Genomic DNA, 18,855 nt, shown 5'->3' on the forward strand with positions numbered 1-18,855 from the left:
CTGGAGGAAGAAGATGATGAAAAAACAAGTGATTCTAGGCTTGTCCTTAGCAGCAGTGCTGCTGTTAACGGCTTGTGGCAGTCCCGAAAACAACAATGCATCAAGTGGCGATAACACGCCTTCTGAATCAAGTGAGAATGCTAGTTCCGTTGCCAATAGTTCTTCAGAGAGCAAAACAGCGACGGTTTTTACTGGCATTATTCAAGAAGATGCCCGAGCAGGTTCAGATGATACCTTTCAATTATTTTTGAAAGACGTAGCGGCAGTTGAAGATGAGGATCAAGTCGTCCAAAGTTTTCAAAATGATGGGGTCATTCTCCACGTCCCTGTTGAGGCCTATTCAGGAGAGATCGAGGAGTTAGCTGAAGGAGACAAGGTCCAAGTGTCGCTGCAAGGCGTCCCGATCATGACGATGTCGATCCCACCGCAAATTCCCGGTAACTCGATTCAAAAGGTTGAATTAGTGAAGGATTAATGCAATGTGCGCCTTGGCAATGGCACCACAGTCAAGACGCACATTTTTTTCTATTTATGGAAAGCGTGTTATACTACGAAAGAAGGAGTGACAATATGAACGAACATGCATTATCGGATCGTTTGGCTTGCGTGGGCGAACAAATTCCCGACCAAGCACGTATCGCCGACATCGGCTCCGACCATGCTTATTTACCTGTGGCATTGATGCTGCAGAACAAAATCACTTATGCTGTAGCTGGAGAAGTCGTTCAAGGACCTTATGATTCTGCCAGTAAACAAGTACGTAAAAACGGGCTAACAGAGAAGATCGTGGTGCGCTTAGCAGACGGATTGGACGCTATTCAGCCAGCAGATAAGATCGACACGGTTGTTGTTGCTGGAATGGGGGGGACTTTGATTCGCTCTATTTTAGAAGAAGGCAGCAAAAAAAATCGCTTAGCGGGGGTCAAACGTTTGGTCTTACAACCGAATGTTGGCGAAAGGACCTTGCGGGAATGGCTCGTTGATCACAATTTTACGATCATTCATGAAGTGCTGTTAGAAGAAAATGACAAAAATTATGAAGTCATCGTTGCGGAAACTGGAAAAGCGACGTACACGACCCAGCAATTATTTTTTGGTCCCTTTTTATTAAAAGAAAAAAATCCAGTTTTTTATAAAAAATGGCAGCATGAATTGAAGCAGCGTCAACGAGTGGTCAAAGAGTTAGAGAAAGCCAAAGAACCACCTGCTGAGAAAATGAATGAATTGAAAGAACAAATCGAATGGATCAAGGAGGTACTGGCATGATTTCTGGTCAAGAATTTATCAAACGCTTTGAAGCATACTGCCCGTTATGGTTGGCAGAAGAAGGCGATCCTGTTGGTCTGCATGTTGGTACATTAAACAAACCCCTCGAGCGAGTCATGATGACCCTTGATGTCCGTCCAGAAGTGGTAACCGAAGCCATCGAGAAAAAGATCGACTTGATCATCGCGAAACATCCACCGATCTTTCGCCCTTTGAACCGCTTGCTGACCGATGATCCGCAACAAAAGATGTTGATGGATCTCGTCAAGCATGATATCGCCGTTTACGCCGCCCACACCAATATGGATATTATTGAAGACGGTTTGAACGATTGGTTTTGTGAACTGCTAGAAGTTGAACCAGATACGTACTTGAAGCAAACCCATCAAGTAAAAATGAAGAAACTAGCTGTATTTACACCTGTTGAATCGGCACCAGCATTGCGAAAGGCATTAGGAAAAGCTGGTGCTGGTCAGCAAGGCAATTACCAGAACACCAGCTATTCATTGATTGGCACCGGTCGCTTTACACCACAGCAAGCGGCGCATCCTGCCATCGGTGAGATCGGAAAAGAAGAACAGGTGCAAGAAGCGAAAATCGAAGTCATTTTTCCAGAAACGATCGAGAAAAAGGTCCTTTCGGCAATGATCGCTGCTCATCCTTACGAAGAGCCAGCTTATGATCTGTATGCCTTAGACAATTTGCCGAAGACCTATGGAATCGGACGGGTTGGCAACCTCGCTGAGCCTCTTTCCATTGATCAGTTTGTCGCACGTGTCAAAGAGCGGTTTGGTTTGACTGCTTTACGGGTTGTCAGTTTTCCTAATGCACCTGAAAAAATTCAGCGAATCGCCATTTGTGGCGGCAGTGGTCAATCGTTTTATTCCGATGCCTTACGCCATCAAGCGGATGTGTACATCACTGGCGATATCAGTTACCATTTCGCCCATGACATGCAAGCCAATGGGTTGATCGCGATCGATCCAGGGCACAACATCGAAAAGGAATGTATTCCTCGGTTTATTGAGAAATTCAATCAGTGGAAAGCAGAAGAGAACTGGGCTGTGACCTTTGTTCCTTCCACCACTTCAACAAATCCATTTGACTATAGATAGGAGAATCTTTTATGTACGAAAATTTATTGCCTCGTTTTTTAAAATATGTCAAGACAGAAACACGTTCGGATGCAACAAGCACCACAACCCCTTCCACCCAAACACAAGTCGCGTTTGCTAAAGAACTGCAAAAAGAACTTGAAGAACTAGGGTTAAGCGATGTTCATTACAATGAATCCAATGGTTTCGTGATCGCAACATTACCAAGTAACGTCGATCATGACGTGCGCTCCATCGGTTTTATCGCCCATATGGATACCGCCGATTTTAATGCAGAAAATGTTGATCCGCAGATCATCGAAAATTACGATGGCGAATCGACCATTAAATTAGATAAAGAAGGAAAATACACATTAAACACAAAAGATTTTCCGAATTTAAAAAATTATGCTGGCGAAACCTTGATCACTACCGATGGTACCACTTTATTAGGTTCTGATGATAAGTCAGGTATTGCAGAAATCATGACAGCCATGGAAATTTTACTGAAAAACCCAACGATCAAGCATGGGGAAATCAAAGTCGCTTTTGGCCCTGATGAAGAAATTGGCGTTGGTGCAGATAAGTTCGATGTGGAAGATTTCAATGTTGATTTTGCCTATACAATGGATGGCGGTCCAGTAGGAGAATTGCAATACGAAACCTTCAATGCGGCGCAAGCTGAAATTACGATCCAAGGAAAAAATGTCCACCCTGGAACAGCCAAAGACACCATGATCAACGCCTTGCAACTAGCAGTCGATTTTCAAAATGCGCTACCTGCTGATGAAGTTCCTGAGAAAACCGAAGGGACAGAAGGGTTCTTCCATTTGATGAGCCTTAGTGGTTCAGTAGAAGAAGCGAAAATGGCATACATTATTCGAGATCATGACCGGAGTCGTTTCGAAGAAAGAAAAGCACAATTATTAGCGGTTCAAGAAAGCTTGAATGCCCGCTTTGATGAACCACGAGTGCACGTACATCTATATGATCAATACTACAACATGAAAGAAATCATCGAAAAAGATATGAGCATCATTGATTTAGCGAAAGATGCGATGAAAGCAGTTGGAATCACACCGATGACAGAACCTGTCCGTGGTGGGACCGATGGCTCGAAAATCTCCTATCTAGGGATTCCAACCCCGAATATCTTTGCTGGTGGAGAAAATATGCATGGACGTTATGAGTTCGTCTCACTACAATCAATGATGAAAGCGACCGATGTGATCGTGAAAATTGCCGAACTGAATGCGCAAGCATAGCAGCAGCTTCTTCATTGAAAGAAAAGAACAACTTTAGGGCTGGGAACTCTTCACGCAGGTCTTGCGTAAGGCCCGGCCTTTTATTAGGATGTGAATAGGATGAAAATTCTCGTATTATACAACGATACAGCGGGGAAAAGTGAAGCAAAAGAAACAGCAGAAAAATTCCAAGCCTATGTGAACGAACAAGGCAATGAGCATCAAGTGTTTTTACAAGCCTCAAATCCCGATGTTGACCCTGAGGATGTTAAAGAGGCAGCCAAGAAACATGCGGTCGATACGATTGTTATTATTGGTGGGGATGGAACGATCCATCATGGGCTGCAAACATTCAAAGAAAAGCTGGATGAGCTGAAGATCGGGATCATTCCTGGAGGAACGGTAAATAACTTCGCTCGAATGTTGGGTATTCCAGTCAAGCCAGAAGAAGCGTTTGAGAATATTTTAACAGGGGTTGAACGTCCGATCGATTATGGGATGGTCAATGATCAAGTAATGATCTCGACGATGACCATTGGTCTTTTAGCAGATACTGCAGCAGCAACTTCCCAAGAAGAAAAACAACAGTACGGTCCGTTGGCGTTTATGAAACGGTTCATTCATCTGTTGATCAAAAAGAAACAATACAAATTGGAAGTCATCGCTGACGAACGGAAATGGCAGGGGAAAAGTCAATTACTGACGATCGTCATGTCGAATTCAGCAGGTGGGTTTAAGAACTTTGATGAAGAAGCAAAACCTGACGATGGCTTGTTCCATGTTATTCTTTTGCCAAAATTGAACATTTTACGGTTTATTTTGTATTTGCCAAGAATTATTCGTGGTAGAATTGCCAAAGTACCAAGTGTTGAATATTTCACTGCCGCAAAGGTCTCGATCAAGGCGAAAGAAAAAACGGTTCATACTCGGACCGACGGCGATCCAACGGATGATCTGCCAATCGAGATGAAAGTCATTAAGCATGGGTTGACGATGTTGGTACCTGAGGAAGCACAAGAATCAAAATAATGGTCCCTACGATCAATCATATGGAGGAAATGGATGGATGCACTGATTTACAATCCATTGTGGTTTTATTTAATTGCAGTCAATCTTTATCTTTTCTGTCTGATGGGTTATGATAAATATCAGGCAGTAAAACAAGGTTGGCGGGTTCCCGAAGCAAATCTCCTTTTTATGGGGGCGATTGGCGGCGGATTAGGCGGTTTGATCGCGCAACGCGTGTTTCGCCACAAAACAAGAAAGAAGAAGTTTTATTTCTTTTTTGCTTTCGGCACCGTTTTTGCTATCCTGCTGATGGTCTTTTTTGCATAAATTCGGTTTAACAAGCAAGGAGTTAATATGAAAACTAAAGTGAAGTTCGCCCTTAATTTACTTTTACTAGTAGGCATTCTGGGTGTGATGTATTTTTTTGTCCGTAACTCGATGATGGAAATTTTAGCGGGGCTAAGAGAGACCAGCTTTCTCGTCGTCTTACTGGTTATGGGGCTTGGCACATTGTACCTAGTGATTGAAGGACGAACAGTCAAAGAGATCGCAGTGACTTTTCAACCGGAATTCACCACCAAGGCGGGGTTTCTAACCGTCTGTTACAGTGGGTTTTATCGGATCGTGACGTTTGGCGCGGGCACCTTGATCTCAGAGGTGAATTTTTATCGTAAAAATGGCTTGCAGTTGTCACAAGGGGTTGGGGTCACCACCTTACACATGGTGATGTATAAGTTTGCCATATTGACTTATGCGATCGCTGGGTTGATCATTCAATTCTCGTTATTCTATGACAATGCGCCGAATATGATTTGGGTGATATTGGCGGGGATCGTACTCGTCTTTTTGATCATTGCCGCTTTATTGGCACTTTCTGTCAGTATCAACATTCAAGTCTTTTTTGTGATCGTCAGCAATAAGCTGTTCAAAAGTGCGACATTAAGAGGAATCGTTGACAAATGCAACACCCAGATCTATTCTTTGCGAGAAACGGTCAATGCGATCATTACCGACCGCACCGCTTTCTTACGCATCTACCTTTGGAATCTTTTGAAGATGCTGCCTTGGTACGTGATCCCTTATGTGATTCTTGTCGTGCAGCACCCAGAGATCGATTTCTTGTTGACGTTATCCTTCATCAGCTTTGCCGTCGTCTTGTCCGGGGTGATTCCAACACCGGCAGGGATCGGTTCCTTTGAATTTATTTATATGCTGCTTTTTGGTCCATTAGTCGGCACAGTCGATGCAGCATCTTCTATGCTGCTGTATCGCTTAGCGACATTCATTTGGCCCTTCATTATTGGCTTTGCATATGTAATGAAAGAAAAGCGCAAAGACATTAGCCAAGAGCTGACAGAGCTTAGAAAAGAAAAAGTGGAAAGTTAAAAAAACGCTTATCTTCGAGTAGAGGATAAGCGTTTTTTTTAGTCTTTCAAATCAATGATCCGATCAACAAAGGATTCATAGAATTCAGCTTCATGGGAAACGATCAGAACGGTTCCGGGAAAAGCTGCCAGGGTTTCTTCCAAATTGTTTTTCGTGTCTTGATCGATATGGTTGGTCGGTTCATCAAGAATCAAAAAGTTGCTTTTGATCAACATCATTTCAGCTAACTTCACTTTTGTCTGCTCGCCACCACTTAATAATTTCAATTCCTCTTGAGCAAGCTGGCTAGGTAATCCCGCACGAGAAAGTTGTCGTCGCAATTCTTTGTTGGTTGCCTTTGGGAAAAGATCCTCGAGGTATTGCAGAGGCGTCTGTAATGGATACTCCCAGTCAAGATCTTGAGAAAAGTAATTAAATTTTGTATGCTGTGGGTAAGAAACGGTTCCTTCAATTGCAGGGATCACACCAAGTATTGTTTTGATCAACGTCGATTTACCGATCCCATTAAATCCCCGAATCGCAATTTTTTCGCCATAGCGGATCGTTAGGTTGATTGGCGATAGTAAAGGCTTTTGGTCATAACCGATCACTAGATTGGTCGTCTCTAATGCCAAGGTCGTAACGATCGGTGCCAAATCAAATCCTAGATGCGGTTTAGGGACATCTTGGGGTGGGGTCAAACGTTCGATTTTTGCCAATTGTTTTTCACGACTCTTTGCCATTGTTGAACGAGAACCAGCTTTGTATTTACGGATATAGCTTTCGGTTTTCTTGATATGCTCTTGTTGTGCTTCGTATTGCTTCATATAACTTTCATTTTGCAGCGTTTTTAGCTTTAATGCTTTGTCTAAATTCCCCGTATACTTAGAAAGCTTGCCAAATTCGATATCAATGATATGGGTCGTGATTTCATTCAAAAATTGACGATCATGAGAAACGACTAAGTAGGTACCAGTAAAGTCCTGTAAAAACTCAACCAGCCATTTGATATGCTCATCATCTAAGTGGTTAGTCGGTTCATCTAAAATCAGCATGTCGGGTTTTTCTAGCAGCATTTTTGCTAAGATCAATTTTGAGCGTTGACCACCACTTAAGGAAGCAAGGGCGGTATCCATGCCGAGAACCGAAATACCTAATCCTTCTGCTAAATCATCGATCAATGTATCCATTTGGTAGAAATTTCCTTGATCCAATTGATTTTGCAATTCACCGGCTTTTTCTAAAAGCTTATCGTCAAGACTTTCGCCATAAGCAGTATAAAGATTTGCGATCTGTTGTTCTTTTTCGAAGTCTTCTGCAAAGGCAGAGCGCAAAAAATCACGGATCGATTGCGTTTCATCAACATTGACATATTGATCCAAATAGCCCATTTTCAAATTTTTCGGAAATTGAACAAAGCCATCGTCTGGGAGAATTTCTCCTGTAATGATTTTGATTAAAGTACTTTTGCCGGCGCCGTTCCGTCCAATCAACCCGACTTTTTCCCCGCGGTTGATTTGAACGGAAACATCTTCGTAAAGCAATTTGTCGCCAAATTGTTGGCTAATATTTGTTAATGTTAACATCGTTTCCTCCATATAAAAAAGCTGTAAACAGTAGACGTTACAGCTAAGTAGATAATCTTACTGAATAACTATCGCCAAAGAGCGATCAAAAGGATCAGGAAAATCGATTGTTCCTGACCAATCAGGACCTAGCATACCATTGCGGCTTCCTATCTGTCAATTTTCATGAAAGAATACTGAAAAAAATCTTGATCTTCGAGGGAAATCTTTTGACCATTACTGACCAATATTGTATAATAGAAGAGTAGAAAAAAGGATGCTGCTTGCAGTGTACTAATTTTTCTGACTACCATTTTGGGAGGGAAAAGTATGAACCCAGAAAAAATGACGACTACATTACAGAGTGCCATCGCGGAAGCACAGCAGATTGCCATAACGCGTCACCACCAAGAAATCGATATTCCGCATTTATGGAAGATTTTATTGCAAGCCAATCAATTCGGCCGCAATTTTTATACGGATACAGGTCTTGATGTCGATGCATTTGAAAAAGAAGTCGACCAGCTACTAGATGAACTGCCTTCGGTTGAAGGAGGAAATGTTCGTTATGGTCAATCCATGAGTCAAAATCTGTTTCATCTTTTGTCTGAGGCAGATCAATTAAAAAATGAATTTCAAGACGAGTATCTTTCCACAGAAATCGTCCTTTATGCGTTGATGAAATTGAAAAATCATCCATTGACGGTGTATTTAAAGAAACAAGGAATCACCGCGAAAGAAATCAAGCAAACGATCGAAACATTAAGAGGAGGGGATCGTGTGACCTCACAAAATCAAGAAGAACAATACAAAGCATTAGAAAAATACGGCGTTGACTTGGTCCAACAAGTCCGCAGCGGAAAAATGGACCCCATTATCGGACGAGACGAAGAAATTCGCGACGTGATTCGCATCCTTTCTCGGAAAACAAAAAACAATCCCGTTTTGATTGGTGAACCGGGGGTTGGTAAAACAGCCATTGTTGAAGGATTGGCTCAACGGATCGTGCGAAAAGACGTCCCAGAAAACCTAAAAGACAAAACGATCTTTTCTCTGGATATGGGTGCCTTGATCGCAGGTGCCAAGTTCCGAGGTGAATTTGAAGAGCGTTTGAAAGCCGTCTTACAAGAAGTGAAAAAAGCCGATGGACGGATCATTCTCTTTATTGATGAGATCCACAATATTGTAGGTGCTGGTAAGACGGAAGGCAGCATGGATGCTGGAAACTTACTAAAACCAATGCTGGCAAGGGGAGAATTGCATACGATTGGCGCAACCACCCTTGATGAATACCGTCAATACATGGAAAAGGACAAAGCCTTGGAACGTCGTTTCCAAAAAGTGTTGGTACAGGAACCAACCGTTCAAGATACGATTTCGATTTTACGTGGCTTGAAAGAACGGTTCGAGATCCATCATGGCGTCAATATCCATGACAATGCGCTTGTTGCTGCTGCGACCTTATCTGATCGGTATATCACGGACCGCTTTTTACCAGACAAAGCCATCGATTTGATCGACGAAGCAAGTGCCACGATTCGGGTAGAAATGAATTCGATGCCTACCGAGCTCGATCAGGTCACTCGACGTTTGATGCAATTGGAGATCGAAGAAGCCGCACTGAAAAAAGAATCTGATGATGCATCGAAAAAACGTTTAGGCATTTTACAAGAAGAATTGGCGGAATTGCGTGAAGAAGTCAATACCATGAAAATGCAGTGGGAAACGGAAAAAGAAGAAGTCAATGCAGTTTCCAATAAACGGGCAGAGATCGATAAAGCCAAGCATGAGTTGGAAGATGCTGAAAATAACTATGATTTGGAACGGGCAGCTGTTCTTCGTCATGGGACGATTCCACAACTGGAAAAAGAACTCGCTGAATTGGAAGAAAAAAACCAAGACGAAGGCATTCGGATGGTTCAAGAGTCAGTGACAGAAAATGAGATCGCCTTAGTCGTGGGCCGCTTGACAGGAATCCCTGTTGCGAAATTAGTGGAGGGCGAACGAGAAAAACTGTTGAAATTAAATGAGACCTTGCATCAACGAGTGATTGGACAAGACGAGGCAGTCGATGCCGTCAGTGACGCAGTCATTCGTTCCCGAGCTGGTCTGCAAGATCCAAATCGACCATTAGGTTCCTTCTTGTTCTTAGGACCGACCGGCGTCGGTAAGACCGAATTAGCGAAAGCGTTAGCGGTCAACCTCTTTGACTCTGAAGAGCATATGGTTCGGATCGATATGAGCGAATACATGGAAAAACATTCGGTGTCTCGTTTGGTCGGTGCCCCTCCAGGCTATGTTGGATTTGAAGAAGGCGGACAATTGACCGAAGCCGTTCGACGCAATCCATACACGATCGTCTTATTGGATGAGATCGAAAAAGCCCATCCAGATGTCTTCAATATCTTATTGCAAGTGCTTGATGATGGCCGTTTGACAGACTCAAAAGGACGCGTCGTTGATTTCAAAAATACCGTCTTGATCATGACTAGCAACATTGGCTCTCAAGTCTTGCTAGATGGCGTGACTGCAGAAGGGACGATCCCAGAAACTGTTGCAGAAACTGTCCGTAATCTCTTGAGAGGCCATTTCAAACCAGAATTCTTAAATCGGATCGACGATACGATTTTATTCACACCGCTTAGTCTAAGCGATGTGACAGGCATCGTCGACAAGATCATCGCACAGCTTTCACAACGACTGGAAGTCCAAGATATACTGTTGACGATCACTGAAGAAGCCAAACGCTGGATCGCTGAAAATGCTTATGAGCCAGCGTATGGTGCGCGACCTCTCCGTCGGTTTATCACAAGAGAAGTCGAAACCCCATTGGCAAAAGAAATCGTTGCTGGCAGAGTCTTACCAAAGACCCAAGTCACGATCGAATTATTGAACGATCAGCTGGTTTTTGAAAATACGCCAATGACCGAGTAATAAAAAGAGAACAAATGAATAAATACAAAACGATGGTTGCCATTTCATTGGCAGCCATCGTTTTTTTGTCTCTCAACATATGACAAAAAAGTTCTCCTTGCTTGTTGTTTGGAGGAAATTCGCACTTCGATTATACTGTTCTTATGGAGTAGGAGAGGAATGAAAAGATGAATACTTTTTTTGAAACGTTGAATGAGCGAAAAGGGGAATTGCTGACAGCTGTCTTTGAACATTTGTCATTGTCGATCATTGCGCTGCTCGTGGCGATCGTTATTGCTGTTCCTTTAGCTATTTGGCTGGTTAATCATAAACGGGCAGCGGAAGTCGGCCTACAAATAACGAGTGTGTTACAGACGATTCCATCACTGGCACTGTTAGGTTTATTGATCCCATTCGTGGGGATCGGAACGCCACCTGCATTGATCGCACTAGTTATTTATGCGTTATTGCCGATCTTTCAAAATACCTATATTGGCCTTTCGGAGATCGATCCATCAATCGAAGAAGCTGCTGCGGCATTTGGTATGTCTCGGATGCGCCGATTGATCAAAGTCGAGTTGCCGATTGCTTTGCCTGTCATAATTTCTGGGATTCGCACGGCGCTGGTCTTGATCATCGGAACAGCGACCTTAGCCGCTTTGATTGGCGCTGGCGGGTTAGGTTCCTTTATTTTGTTAGGGATCGATCGAAATGCGCCTGAGTTAACGTTGATTGGTGCGATCGGGTCTGCCTTGTTGGCGATTGTTTTCAGTACCCTGATCCGTTACCTGCAACATTTAAAACCGCGCTATACCTTGATCACGTTGGCAGCAATCATCTTGCTGATTGGTGGGGTTTCCTTTTCACAAAGCGGATTTTTCGCTCCCAAAACCATTACCATCGCAGGAAAACTAGGATCTGAACCAGATATCTTGATCAACATGTACAAAGAATTGATTGAACAAGAAGACCCTGATGCCCAAGTTGAACTAGAGCCAAATTTTGGAAAAACCTCTTTCTTATTCAGCGCATTGGACAATGGTCAAGTTGATATATATCCAGAGTTTACTGGTACCGTGTTGGAGAGCTTAGTTGAGGTACCAGAAGAGCTTGCGAGTCAAAACCTTGACTCCGACGAAACCTATACCGAAGCAGTCAATCTATTGAAGGATCAGTTTGAGATGACCTTGCTTCAGCCGATGGCGTATCAAAATACCTATGCATTGGCTGTCAAAAAAGAATTTGCTGAGGAAAATGGACTAACCACGATCTCTGATTTGAAGAAAATCGAAAATCAAATCAAAGCTGGCTTCACCCTCGAATTCATTGATCGGACGGACGGATATGCGGGGATCCAAGAACTTTATGGGCTAGATTTTCCAAGTGTCCAAAGTATGGAACCAGCATTGCGTTACCAAGCCATCAATAATGGTGATATCAATCTACTGGATGCCTATTCCACGGACAGTGAATTGCGTCAATATGGCTTAGTTATTCTAGAAGACGATCAGGAACTATTTCCACCTTATCAAGGAGCGCCTTTGATGAAAGAAGCCTTTGCCAAGGAACATCCAGAAGTCGTCCGTGCATTGGAAAAGTTGGCAGGGAAAATCACCGAAGAACAAATGAGTGAAATGAATTATCAGGTCAATGTCGAAGGAAAAAATCCAGCAGAAGTCGCGCGTACCTTCCTGATAGATGAAGGATTAATTAAGGAGGGACAAGAATGACACCAATTATTGAATTTAAAAACGTCAGTAAAAAGTTTGATCAAAAACTAGTGATCGATCAATTAGATCTGAGTATCAATAAAGGAGAAATCTTTGTTTTGGTCGGTCCTTCTGGGAGTGGGAAAACGACGACTTTGAAGATGATCAACGCGTTGTCAGAACCGACCGATGGTGATATTTACTTCAAAGAAAAACGCATCAAAGAATACAATATTCAAAAGATGCGTTGGCAAATGGGGTATGTTCTCCAACAAATCGCTCTGTTTCCGACGATGGATGTCAAACAAAATATCGAAGTGATCCCAGAGATGTTAGGGTGGTCAAAAAAAGATCGCTCAGAAGCCGTGGATCGTTTGCTGACACAGGTCAAACTTGACCCAGAGCAGTACCGTCATCGAATGCCGAAAGAATTGTCTGGTGGAGAACAGCAACGGATCGGGATCTTGCGCGCGTTAGCTGCCAATCCCGAAATCATTCTGATGGACGAACCCTTTAGTGCCCTTGATCCAATTTCTCGTAATTCTTTACAAGAGCTAGTCCTCGATTTGCACCAAGAGCTTGGGACGACGATTATTTTTGTCACGCATAACATGAAAGAAGCGGTAAAACTAGGGACGCGCATCGCTGTGATGAATCAAGGGAAGATCGTTCAATGCGATACACCAGAAGTCATCGTTTCACAACCGAAGACCGCTTTTGTGAAAAGCTTCTTTGAAGAAACCGGGGAAGATGAAGCAAAACTGGTCACAGCAGGAGATTTGATACGGATGAACTTTTTCAGCAATGATATCAATCAAGCTGACCCGAAAATTGCAGCATCTACGCCATTAAATGAGTTGTATACTTTATTTGCGAGTCATGAGACGGTGGTGATCGAAGAAAATCACCAACTGATAGGGAGTCTACGTCGAAAAGATGTGTTTGCTTTCTTGAGTCGTGATCGAACGTAAACGATTCTTTTCTCAACGAGAAATATCATAAATTTTTTAAAATCGATGATTTCTCTTGCTCAAAGCAAAAATTCCACGTAAGATTGAGGAAGATATCTTTTGTCAAAATGGCAGAACAAGCTTTCGCCGATGACAAAAGATGCAGTAAAGGAGCGAAAGAGCAGCTATGGTAAAAATCCTCAAAGAAAATTGGTTACTGCTTTTCTTTATCGTCGCCGTGGTTCTCATCCGTCTGTTTGTCCTGACCCCAGTTCAAGTCAGTGGCCATTCTATGGACCCAACGTTGGCAGATAAACAGCGTTTGATTGCATCAAAAATCTCCTCCTATGACCGACAAGACATCGTGATATGTGTTGAACCAGATGATCCAAGTAAAATCGCTGTCAAGCGGTTGATTGGTTTACCCGGTGATACCATCGAGATGAAAGATGATGTCCTAACGATCAATGGAGAAGTATACGAAGAACCTTATTTAGATGAGTTTAAAGAGAAATTTGCAGACGATCAATTACAAGACGAATATTCTTATCGCGAAATGTTTCAGCAAATCGCCGCTGGTGCGGAACAGTTTACGGAAGATTTCTCAGAAACGGTGCCTGAAGGCAGCTATTTTGTGATGGGAGACAATCGTTTGATCTCTAGAGACAGTCGCAGTTTCGGGGTTGTAACGGAAGATCAAATGGAAGGGAAAGTGCTGCTGCGCTTTTGGCCATTGAATCAAATCAAACTATTTTAATCAAAAGAAAAAACATTCTTGCCAGTGCAGCGAAAACGATCGCAACTGACAAGAATGTTTTTTAGATGACCCAAGCGACAAATGCAACCATTGAAAAGAACATTGTCCAAACCGCAATAATAGCTGATGCAATAAAAATAATTTTGATTGATAAAGGTTGGACAAATTTTCGAGCATCTTTAGAGAACGCATAGGTGATCGATGAAAAAATCAAGCAGCATAAAATAAAAAACACTGTTAGAACCATAAGCCTCTCCTTTACTGACGCAACGTCAAATGAATAATGTAATTATAACAGACCATGGTTTTTTGGGGAAATAAAAATGATTAAACGAGGGAATTTTTTTGTGGTTGTAATCGTTTTATAGGGAAGTGTAAGAAATGTAAAACCTTGATAGACAGCGAATCTATAAAAATAAGATGTGTTATTTAAGTATTTTTATAAATTTTTCTTTATGAATAAAAGAACAAAAGAAAAAAGCTTGTTGAAAAACGATGGTTTCAACAAGCTTTTAAAGGTCGTTTATGATAATTTTTTAATCCGATAACTTTCAAAGTAATCAGGTTTGCCTCGTCCTTGAACATACGCGATCACGCCCATCAAAGCAGCACCAATCGTGTTGGTCAGTAAATCACCCATCGTATCCATCAATGCTTCGCGACCGATAAACGGGGTGCCATCTAAGGTTGCATAACGTTGGAGGTTCATTCCACCAACGGAATCGCAGATAAACTCCCAAAACTCCCAGAAGATACCACACAAGCCGGCAAAAGCAAAGCCCATCAGTAAGAATAACCAGGGAGAGACGTTTGAAACTTTGACTTCTTTCAGTAGCAGACAGATCAATCCATAGCCGACAGCCGTCAAGACCATTGGACTTACCGCATGCAGAATTTTATCCCAGAAAGCAATGGTTTCTATCAAATGTAAGATCGTCCCCATAAATACAGAGATCAGCAAGAAAAACCAATAAAAGTAGACGGTGGCGTTTGGTAGCTGGATTTTCAAGAACTTTTTACTCATTTCTGGGACGAAGATCAATAAAATCCCAAGCAAGGCTTGGGCGAGGAAAATCAATCCTTGTGTTTGCGGATAGACACCACGGAAAAATTCCCACAAAGAAAAACAAAACACGAGAATACCAAAAATAGTGAATACCTTTTGCAGTCGCTGATAATTTTGCCCCATTTAGTTGTCCTCCGAAAGATAGTCGGCTAAGCCAGCTAAAAGGGCTGCTTCAGAGGAGTAAATTTCCCCGTTTAGCTTGATCAAACCCACCGTATAAAGATTGACATAGTGGAACTGATTTTCCGCAACGGTTTGTAATGCTGCCAGCTTTTGCTGATTGTCGGCACCTTGTTGGCGACTATCCGTATAAAGCCCTAAAACAGGAATTCCTTTAGCATAAGCGACACCGATCTCAGAGGCAACCCCAGCATCGATGGTCAAACCATCCAGCAATGCGATCATCAAATCACTTTCCAGCACTTTTTCGGTATCTGCCAAAGCGATCATTTTGCTATCCGCATAGGCGGATTTATCATTGATCGCGGCATTTTCTTGAGGTAAATAAATCTCCAGCTGCGGATACTGCTGACGAATCGACGCAACAAGTTCGGCGTTGTAGCGCAGGTCACTAGCAGCAAACAGGGGAGCAGCAAAATATAGTTTCATTCAAAAACACTCCTTAATCATTCATAGTTGTACATTTTGTTGATTCGTTGTTTAGAAATAATCGCTGAAATAGGCTTCCATATCAGGGATGATCGATTCCAGTAATGCCAGTGTTTCTGAATCGGTATTTAGCCGTTCCACACGCTCTAAGTAAGCCGGACGGCGGTAATTCATCAACAGACACGACAATGTCTGAATATCCAGTTGGACCGCTTTTCCGATAGCTTCTCTTGAAACCACGATCTCCCCGTGATTGTATTGGACACCGAAGATCCCGTTGTTCCAATCGGCAACTGGGTCGGAAACAACAAAGTGAAAGGGTGTTTGGAAGGCTTCAAATGGGAAGTTTTTCAAAAACTGTTCAACATCGACGATCCGCGCCATGTAATAAGGCTCGATGGTTTCTTTGATTTGGCTATCGTCCAAGTAGAAGGACAGGGGTTCATTTGAATAAATGTCTCCTTTGACCCAATAAACCATTGAGAAATGGGCAGAGATAAAATTCCAAAGACCATTGCGGGCTTCTTGATTCAAGTAGAACATTTCCTTTACATGGAAGACTTCTTCGGCTACCCAATAAAAAAGTACACCAGTCGGATGACCACTGGCATTGTAATAGACAGCCGCGGTGCGCTCTTCTTCATTTTCATAACGCCAATACTCTTCCCAGTGAAAAGAGGTCCGCTGCAAGGCACCATGATTGTCGCGGGAGAATTGGTTGTAGACAGTAAAGACATCAGGATCATCCACTTCTTTGCGCTCTACGATCCCAGGGACTTCTTTGGTTTTCGGAAGCTGGGTATCACGAATTTTGAAGGTCAGCTTGTCGGACATGATCTCCCAGCCTTTGCGACGATAGTAGGGCACATTATAAGGGTAAAGGTAGGAGATCCATTGCTGATCTTCCCGCATCGTTTCTAAGGCAAGCTTGATCAAGTCTTTCATCAGGCCATGTCCGGCATATTCTGGGTAGGTCCCAACACCGGTCACTCCGCCCATTTTGATCAATTTGCCGTGTATATTGACTTCACAAGGATAAACGGCGATTTGCGAGATCAACTTGTCTTCATTGAACCAGCCAAAGACCTTGGAAAGCTCTAAGATCGGGCGCTTAGATTTGATCATTTCCCGTTTGCTCTCATAGCCGCTTTCTTCAATATCCGATTCAGTGATCTGAAAAACATAGCTTAACAGTTCGTTGAACTGATCAACGTCTTTTTCTTCCACCGCTCGAATATGTAGATTTTGATGAAAATTATTGTCCATTCTTTCAACTCCAATTTATTTGCTAGCTCTAGTATAGCAAAACCTGAATGAATATGTCTAAATAACGGTTAAGAAAAATACTTTATCTATTGGCGTTTCGTTGGTATAATAGAAAAGCTGACTAAAAGAAATGAGGAACGTATCCATGAACATAGAAGAAATGAAAAAACGACAGGAGAAGATTCGTAATTTCTCCATTATCGCCCATATCGACCATGGGAAATCAACATTGGCGGACCGTATTTTGGAACAAACCCATACGGTGACGTCACGGGAAATGCAAAACCAATTATTAGACTCCATGGATCTTGAACGTGAACGAGGAATCACAATCAAATTAAATGCCGTGGAACTTAACTATACCGCCAAAGACGGAGAAACCTACATCTTCCATTTGATCGACACCCCAGGGCACGTCGATTTCACCTATGAAGTTTCCCGCAGTTTGGCCGCTTGTGAAGGCGCCGTGCTCGTCGTTGATGCGGCGCAAGGGATTGAAGCACAGACATTGGCAAACGTCTACTTGGCGTTAGACAATGATTTAGAGATCCTACCAGTCATTAATAAAATAGACTTGCCAGCTGCCGATCCTGAGCGAGTACGAACAGAGATCGAAGATGTGATCGGTATCGATGCCAGTGAAGCTGTTTTAGCAAGTGCCAAAGCAGGTATTGGGATCGAAGACATTTTGGAACAAATTGTTGAGTATGTCCCAGCTCCCGCAGGTGATATTGAAGCACCGCTAAAAGCGTTGATCTTTGACTCCGTGTACGATTCCTATCGTGGGGTGGTCTTAAACGTCCGCATCATGGACGGGATGGTCAAACCTGGAGATAAAATCAAAATGATGAGCAATGGCAAGACCTTTGATGTTACGGAAGTTGGTGTCTTTTCACCAAAAGCCATTCAACGAGATGCGTTGATGGTGGGCGATGTTGGGTATATCACTGCTGCCATCAAGACCGTTAAAGATACCCAAGTCGGGGATACGGTGACATTAGCCAACAATCCAGCAGAAGAAGCCTTAGCTGGTTATCGTCAAATGAATCCGATGGTTTATTGCGGATTGTACCCAATCGATACTTCACGCTACAACGACCTTCGAGAAGCATTGGAAAAATTACAATTGAATGATGCAGCATTGCAATTTGAACCAGAAACCTCTCAAGCATTAGGATTTGGGTTCCGTTGCGGCTTCTTAGGCCTATTACACATGGATGTCGTGCAAGAACGGCTAGAACGTGAATTTAACCTTGAGTTGATTACGACTGCACCATCCGTAATCTATCACGTCAACAAGACAGATGGCTCAATGGTCGTCGTTGATAACCCGGCAGAATTTCCTGAACCAGTCACGATCGACAACGTACAAGAGCCTTACGTCAAAGCACAAATCATGGTCCCTAATGATTACGTTGGTGCTGTAATGGAATTGTCCCAACGCAAACGGGGAGACTTTGTCACGATGGATTACTTGGATGATTATCGTGTAAACGTCGTTTATGAGATCCCACTATCGGAAATCGTCTTTGATTTCTTTGATAAATTGAAATCCAGCACCAAAGGGTACGCATCACTGGATTATGAAATGTCTGGTTATCGAACTAGCAAGCTAGTGAAGATGGACATCTTGCTGAATACTGAAAAAGTTGATGCGTTAAGCTTTATCGTTCACCGTGACTTTGCTTATGAACGCGGTAAAGCCATCGTTGAAAAACTGAAAAAACTGATCCCACGACAACAATTTGAAGTACCGATCCAAGCAGCCATCGGACAAAAAATCGTTGCGCGTTCCGACATCAAAGCCTTGCGTAAAAACGTATTGGCGAAATGTTACGGCGGTGACGTTTCTCGAAAACGCAAACTCCTAGAGAAACAAAAAGAAGGGAAGAAGCGGATGAAACAAATCGGCTCCGTCGAAGTACCGCAAGAAGCCTTCATGGCTGTTCTGAAAATGGATGAGGATGAACCGAAGAAATAGCAAGGGTTTGTTTGAAAATATTTGATAATAAAATCTAATTTTCATTTTTTATTCGCCCATTT

17 protein-coding genes are annotated in these 18,855 nt (G+C 42.7%); 12 read left to right on the top strand and 5 right to left on the bottom strand.

Annotation, left to right across the window (positions count from 1 at the left end; genetic code table 11):
- The first annotated feature begins 13 nt into the window (after positions 1-13).
- The 7 genes from IGI71_RS07815 to IGI71_RS07845 all read left to right on the top strand — a co-directional run bounded on the left by IGI71_RS07815 (position 14) and on the right by IGI71_RS07845 (position 5,998).
- The gene (locus tag IGI71_RS07815) at positions 14-475 is read left to right on the top strand and encodes a hypothetical protein (protein WP_430616296.1); all 462 of its coding nucleotides are present in this window, start codon (positions 14-16) and stop codon (positions 473-475) included.
- 95 nt (positions 476-570) lie between these two features.
- On the top strand, positions 571-1,266 hold the full coding sequence (locus IGI71_RS07820) for a tRNA (adenine(22)-N(1))-methyltransferase (protein WP_430616297.1): 696 nt from the start codon (positions 571-573) through the stop codon (positions 1,264-1,266).
- Complete coding sequence (locus IGI71_RS07825; protein ID WP_288722814.1) at positions 1,263-2,381, top strand: Nif3-like dinuclear metal center hexameric protein; 1,119 nt, start codon at positions 1,263-1,265, stop codon at positions 2,379-2,381. The genes IGI71_RS07820 and IGI71_RS07825 overlap by 4 nt, the downstream gene beginning before the upstream one ends.
- 11 nt (positions 2,382-2,392) lie before the next feature.
- Positions 2,393-3,625, top strand: a complete 1,233-nt coding sequence (gene pepT / locus IGI71_RS07830) for a peptidase T (protein WP_005226010.1) — start codon at positions 2,393-2,395, stop codon at positions 3,623-3,625.
- Between the two features lie 99 nt (positions 3,626-3,724).
- Positions 3,725-4,633, top strand: coding sequence for a diacylglycerol/lipid kinase family protein (locus tag IGI71_RS07835; RefSeq protein WP_430616298.1), 909 nt, complete (start codon positions 3,725-3,727; stop codon positions 4,631-4,633).
- A gap of 33 nt (positions 4,634-4,666) precedes the next feature.
- Complete coding sequence (locus IGI71_RS07840; protein WP_010748207.1) at positions 4,667-4,939, top strand: DUF1294 domain-containing protein; 273 nt, start codon at positions 4,667-4,669, stop codon at positions 4,937-4,939.
- A 27-nt stretch (positions 4,940-4,966) separates the two neighbouring features.
- On the top strand, positions 4,967-5,998 hold the full coding sequence (locus tag IGI71_RS07845) for a lysylphosphatidylglycerol synthase transmembrane domain-containing protein (protein WP_005231344.1): 1,032 nt from the start codon (positions 4,967-4,969) through the stop codon (positions 5,996-5,998).
- 38 nt (positions 5,999-6,036) lie between these two features.
- Here IGI71_RS07845 and IGI71_RS07850 read toward each other — a convergent pair whose 3' ends face one another.
- Positions 6,037-7,563 carry an ABC-F family ATP-binding cassette domain-containing protein gene (locus tag IGI71_RS07850; protein WP_430616299.1) on the bottom strand — a complete coding sequence of 509 codons (1,527 nt, stop codon included), beginning with the start codon at positions 7,561-7,563 and terminating at the stop codon, positions 6,037-6,039.
- 309 nt (positions 7,564-7,872) lie between these two features.
- Between IGI71_RS07850 and clpB the strand changes: the two genes are divergently transcribed.
- The 4 genes from clpB (at position 7,873) to lepB (ending at position 13,871) form a co-directional block, all read left to right on the top strand.
- Complete coding sequence (clpB, locus tag IGI71_RS07855) at positions 7,873-10,476, top strand: ATP-dependent chaperone ClpB (protein ID WP_430616300.1); 2,604 nt, start codon at positions 7,873-7,875, stop codon at positions 10,474-10,476.
- 167 nt (positions 10,477-10,643) lie between these two features.
- Positions 10,644-12,185, top strand: coding sequence for an ABC transporter permease/substrate-binding protein (locus tag IGI71_RS07860; RefSeq protein ID WP_010748212.1), 1,542 nt, complete (start codon positions 10,644-10,646; stop codon positions 12,183-12,185).
- On the top strand, positions 12,182-13,135 hold the full coding sequence (locus tag IGI71_RS07865; protein ID WP_010748213.1) for an ABC transporter ATP-binding protein: 954 nt from the start codon (positions 12,182-12,184) through the stop codon (positions 13,133-13,135). The genes IGI71_RS07860 and IGI71_RS07865 overlap by 4 nt, the downstream gene beginning before the upstream one ends.
- Positions 13,136-13,301: 166 nt before the next feature.
- Positions 13,302-13,871 (top strand): signal peptidase I, encoded by a 570-nt coding sequence (gene lepB, locus IGI71_RS07870; protein WP_005226018.1) that lies wholly within the window; start codon positions 13,302-13,304, stop codon positions 13,869-13,871.
- A gap of 61 nt (positions 13,872-13,932) precedes the next feature.
- On the opposite strand, the gene IGI71_RS07875 is transcribed toward lepB, so the two are convergent.
- The 4 genes from IGI71_RS07875 to IGI71_RS07890 all read right to left on the bottom strand — a co-directional run bounded on the left by IGI71_RS07875 (position 13,933) and on the right by IGI71_RS07890 (position 16,812).
- Positions 13,933-14,118, bottom strand: a complete 186-nt coding sequence (locus tag IGI71_RS07875) for a hypothetical protein (RefSeq protein ID WP_005226019.1) — start codon at positions 14,116-14,118, stop codon at positions 13,933-13,935.
- A 276-nt stretch (positions 14,119-14,394) separates the two neighbouring features.
- Positions 14,395-15,060, bottom strand: a complete 666-nt coding sequence (locus IGI71_RS07880) for a hypothetical protein (RefSeq protein WP_005226020.1) — start codon at positions 15,058-15,060, stop codon at positions 14,395-14,397.
- Positions 15,061-15,546 (bottom strand): nucleoside 2-deoxyribosyltransferase, encoded by a 486-nt coding sequence (locus IGI71_RS07885; protein ID WP_010748216.1) that lies wholly within the window; start codon positions 15,544-15,546, stop codon positions 15,061-15,063.
- 51 nt (positions 15,547-15,597) lie between these two features.
- Positions 15,598-16,812, bottom strand: a complete 1,215-nt coding sequence (locus tag IGI71_RS07890) for a GNAT family N-acetyltransferase (protein WP_005226022.1) — start codon at positions 16,810-16,812, stop codon at positions 15,598-15,600.
- Positions 16,813-16,957: 145 nt separating this feature from the next.
- Here IGI71_RS07890 and lepA point away from each other — a divergent pair, with 145 nt between their 5' ends.
- Positions 16,958-18,793 carry a translation elongation factor 4 gene (lepA, locus tag IGI71_RS07895; protein WP_074535928.1) on the top strand — a complete coding sequence of 612 codons (1,836 nt, stop codon included), beginning with the start codon at positions 16,958-16,960 and terminating at the stop codon, positions 18,791-18,793.
- Positions 18,794-18,855 lie beyond the last annotated feature (62 nt).

Origin of the sequence: Enterococcus sp. DIV1279b, from assembly GCF_050531515.1 — a bacterium.
Taxonomy (GTDB): domain Bacteria; phylum Bacillota; class Bacilli; order Lactobacillales; family Enterococcaceae; genus Enterococcus_D; species Enterococcus_D casseliflavus.

Bases quoted from the DNA above. Each gene is read 5' to 3' on its own strand.
- IGI71_RS07865 (WP_010748213.1), top strand. From the start codon at position 12,182: ATGACACCAATTATTGAATTTAAAAACGTCAGTAAAAAGTTTGATCAA.
- IGI71_RS07835 (WP_430616298.1), top strand. From the start codon at position 3,725: ATGAAAATTCTCGTATTATACAACGATACAGCGGGGAAAAGTGAAGCA.
- IGI71_RS07880 (WP_005226020.1), bottom strand. From the start codon at position 15,060: ATGGGGCAAAATTATCAGCGACTGCAAAAGGTATTCACTATTTTTGGT.
- IGI71_RS07845 (WP_005231344.1), top strand. From the start codon at position 4,967: ATGAAAACTAAAGTGAAGTTCGCCCTTAATTTACTTTTACTAGTAGGC.
- IGI71_RS07885 (WP_010748216.1), bottom strand. From the start codon at position 15,546: ATGAAACTATATTTTGCTGCTCCCCTGTTTGCTGCTAGTGACCTGCGC.
- IGI71_RS07820 (WP_430616297.1), top strand. From the start codon at position 571: ATGAACGAACATGCATTATCGGATCGTTTGGCTTGCGTGGGCGAACAA.
- lepB (WP_005226018.1), top strand. From the start codon at position 13,302: ATGGTAAAAATCCTCAAAGAAAATTGGTTACTGCTTTTCTTTATCGTC.
- IGI71_RS07815 (WP_430616296.1), top strand. From the start codon at position 14: ATGATGAAAAAACAAGTGATTCTAGGCTTGTCCTTAGCAGCAGTGCTG.
- IGI71_RS07825 (WP_288722814.1), top strand. From the start codon at position 1,263: ATGATTTCTGGTCAAGAATTTATCAAACGCTTTGAAGCATACTGCCCG.
- IGI71_RS07860 (WP_010748212.1), top strand. From the start codon at position 10,644: ATGAATACTTTTTTTGAAACGTTGAATGAGCGAAAAGGGGAATTGCTG.
- lepA (WP_074535928.1), top strand. From the start codon at position 16,958: ATGAACATAGAAGAAATGAAAAAACGACAGGAGAAGATTCGTAATTTC.
- IGI71_RS07840 (WP_010748207.1), top strand. From the start codon at position 4,667: ATGGATGCACTGATTTACAATCCATTGTGGTTTTATTTAATTGCAGTC.
- pepT (WP_005226010.1), top strand. From the start codon at position 2,393: ATGTACGAAAATTTATTGCCTCGTTTTTTAAAATATGTCAAGACAGAA.
- IGI71_RS07875 (WP_005226019.1), bottom strand. From the start codon at position 14,118: ATGGTTCTAACAGTGTTTTTTATTTTATGCTGCTTGATTTTTTCATCG.
- clpB (WP_430616300.1), top strand. From the start codon at position 7,873: ATGAACCCAGAAAAAATGACGACTACATTACAGAGTGCCATCGCGGAA.
- IGI71_RS07890 (WP_005226022.1), bottom strand. From the start codon at position 16,812: ATGGACAATAATTTTCATCAAAATCTACATATTCGAGCGGTGGAAGAA.
- IGI71_RS07850 (WP_430616299.1), bottom strand. From the start codon at position 7,563: ATGTTAACATTAACAAATATTAGCCAACAATTTGGCGACAAATTGCTT.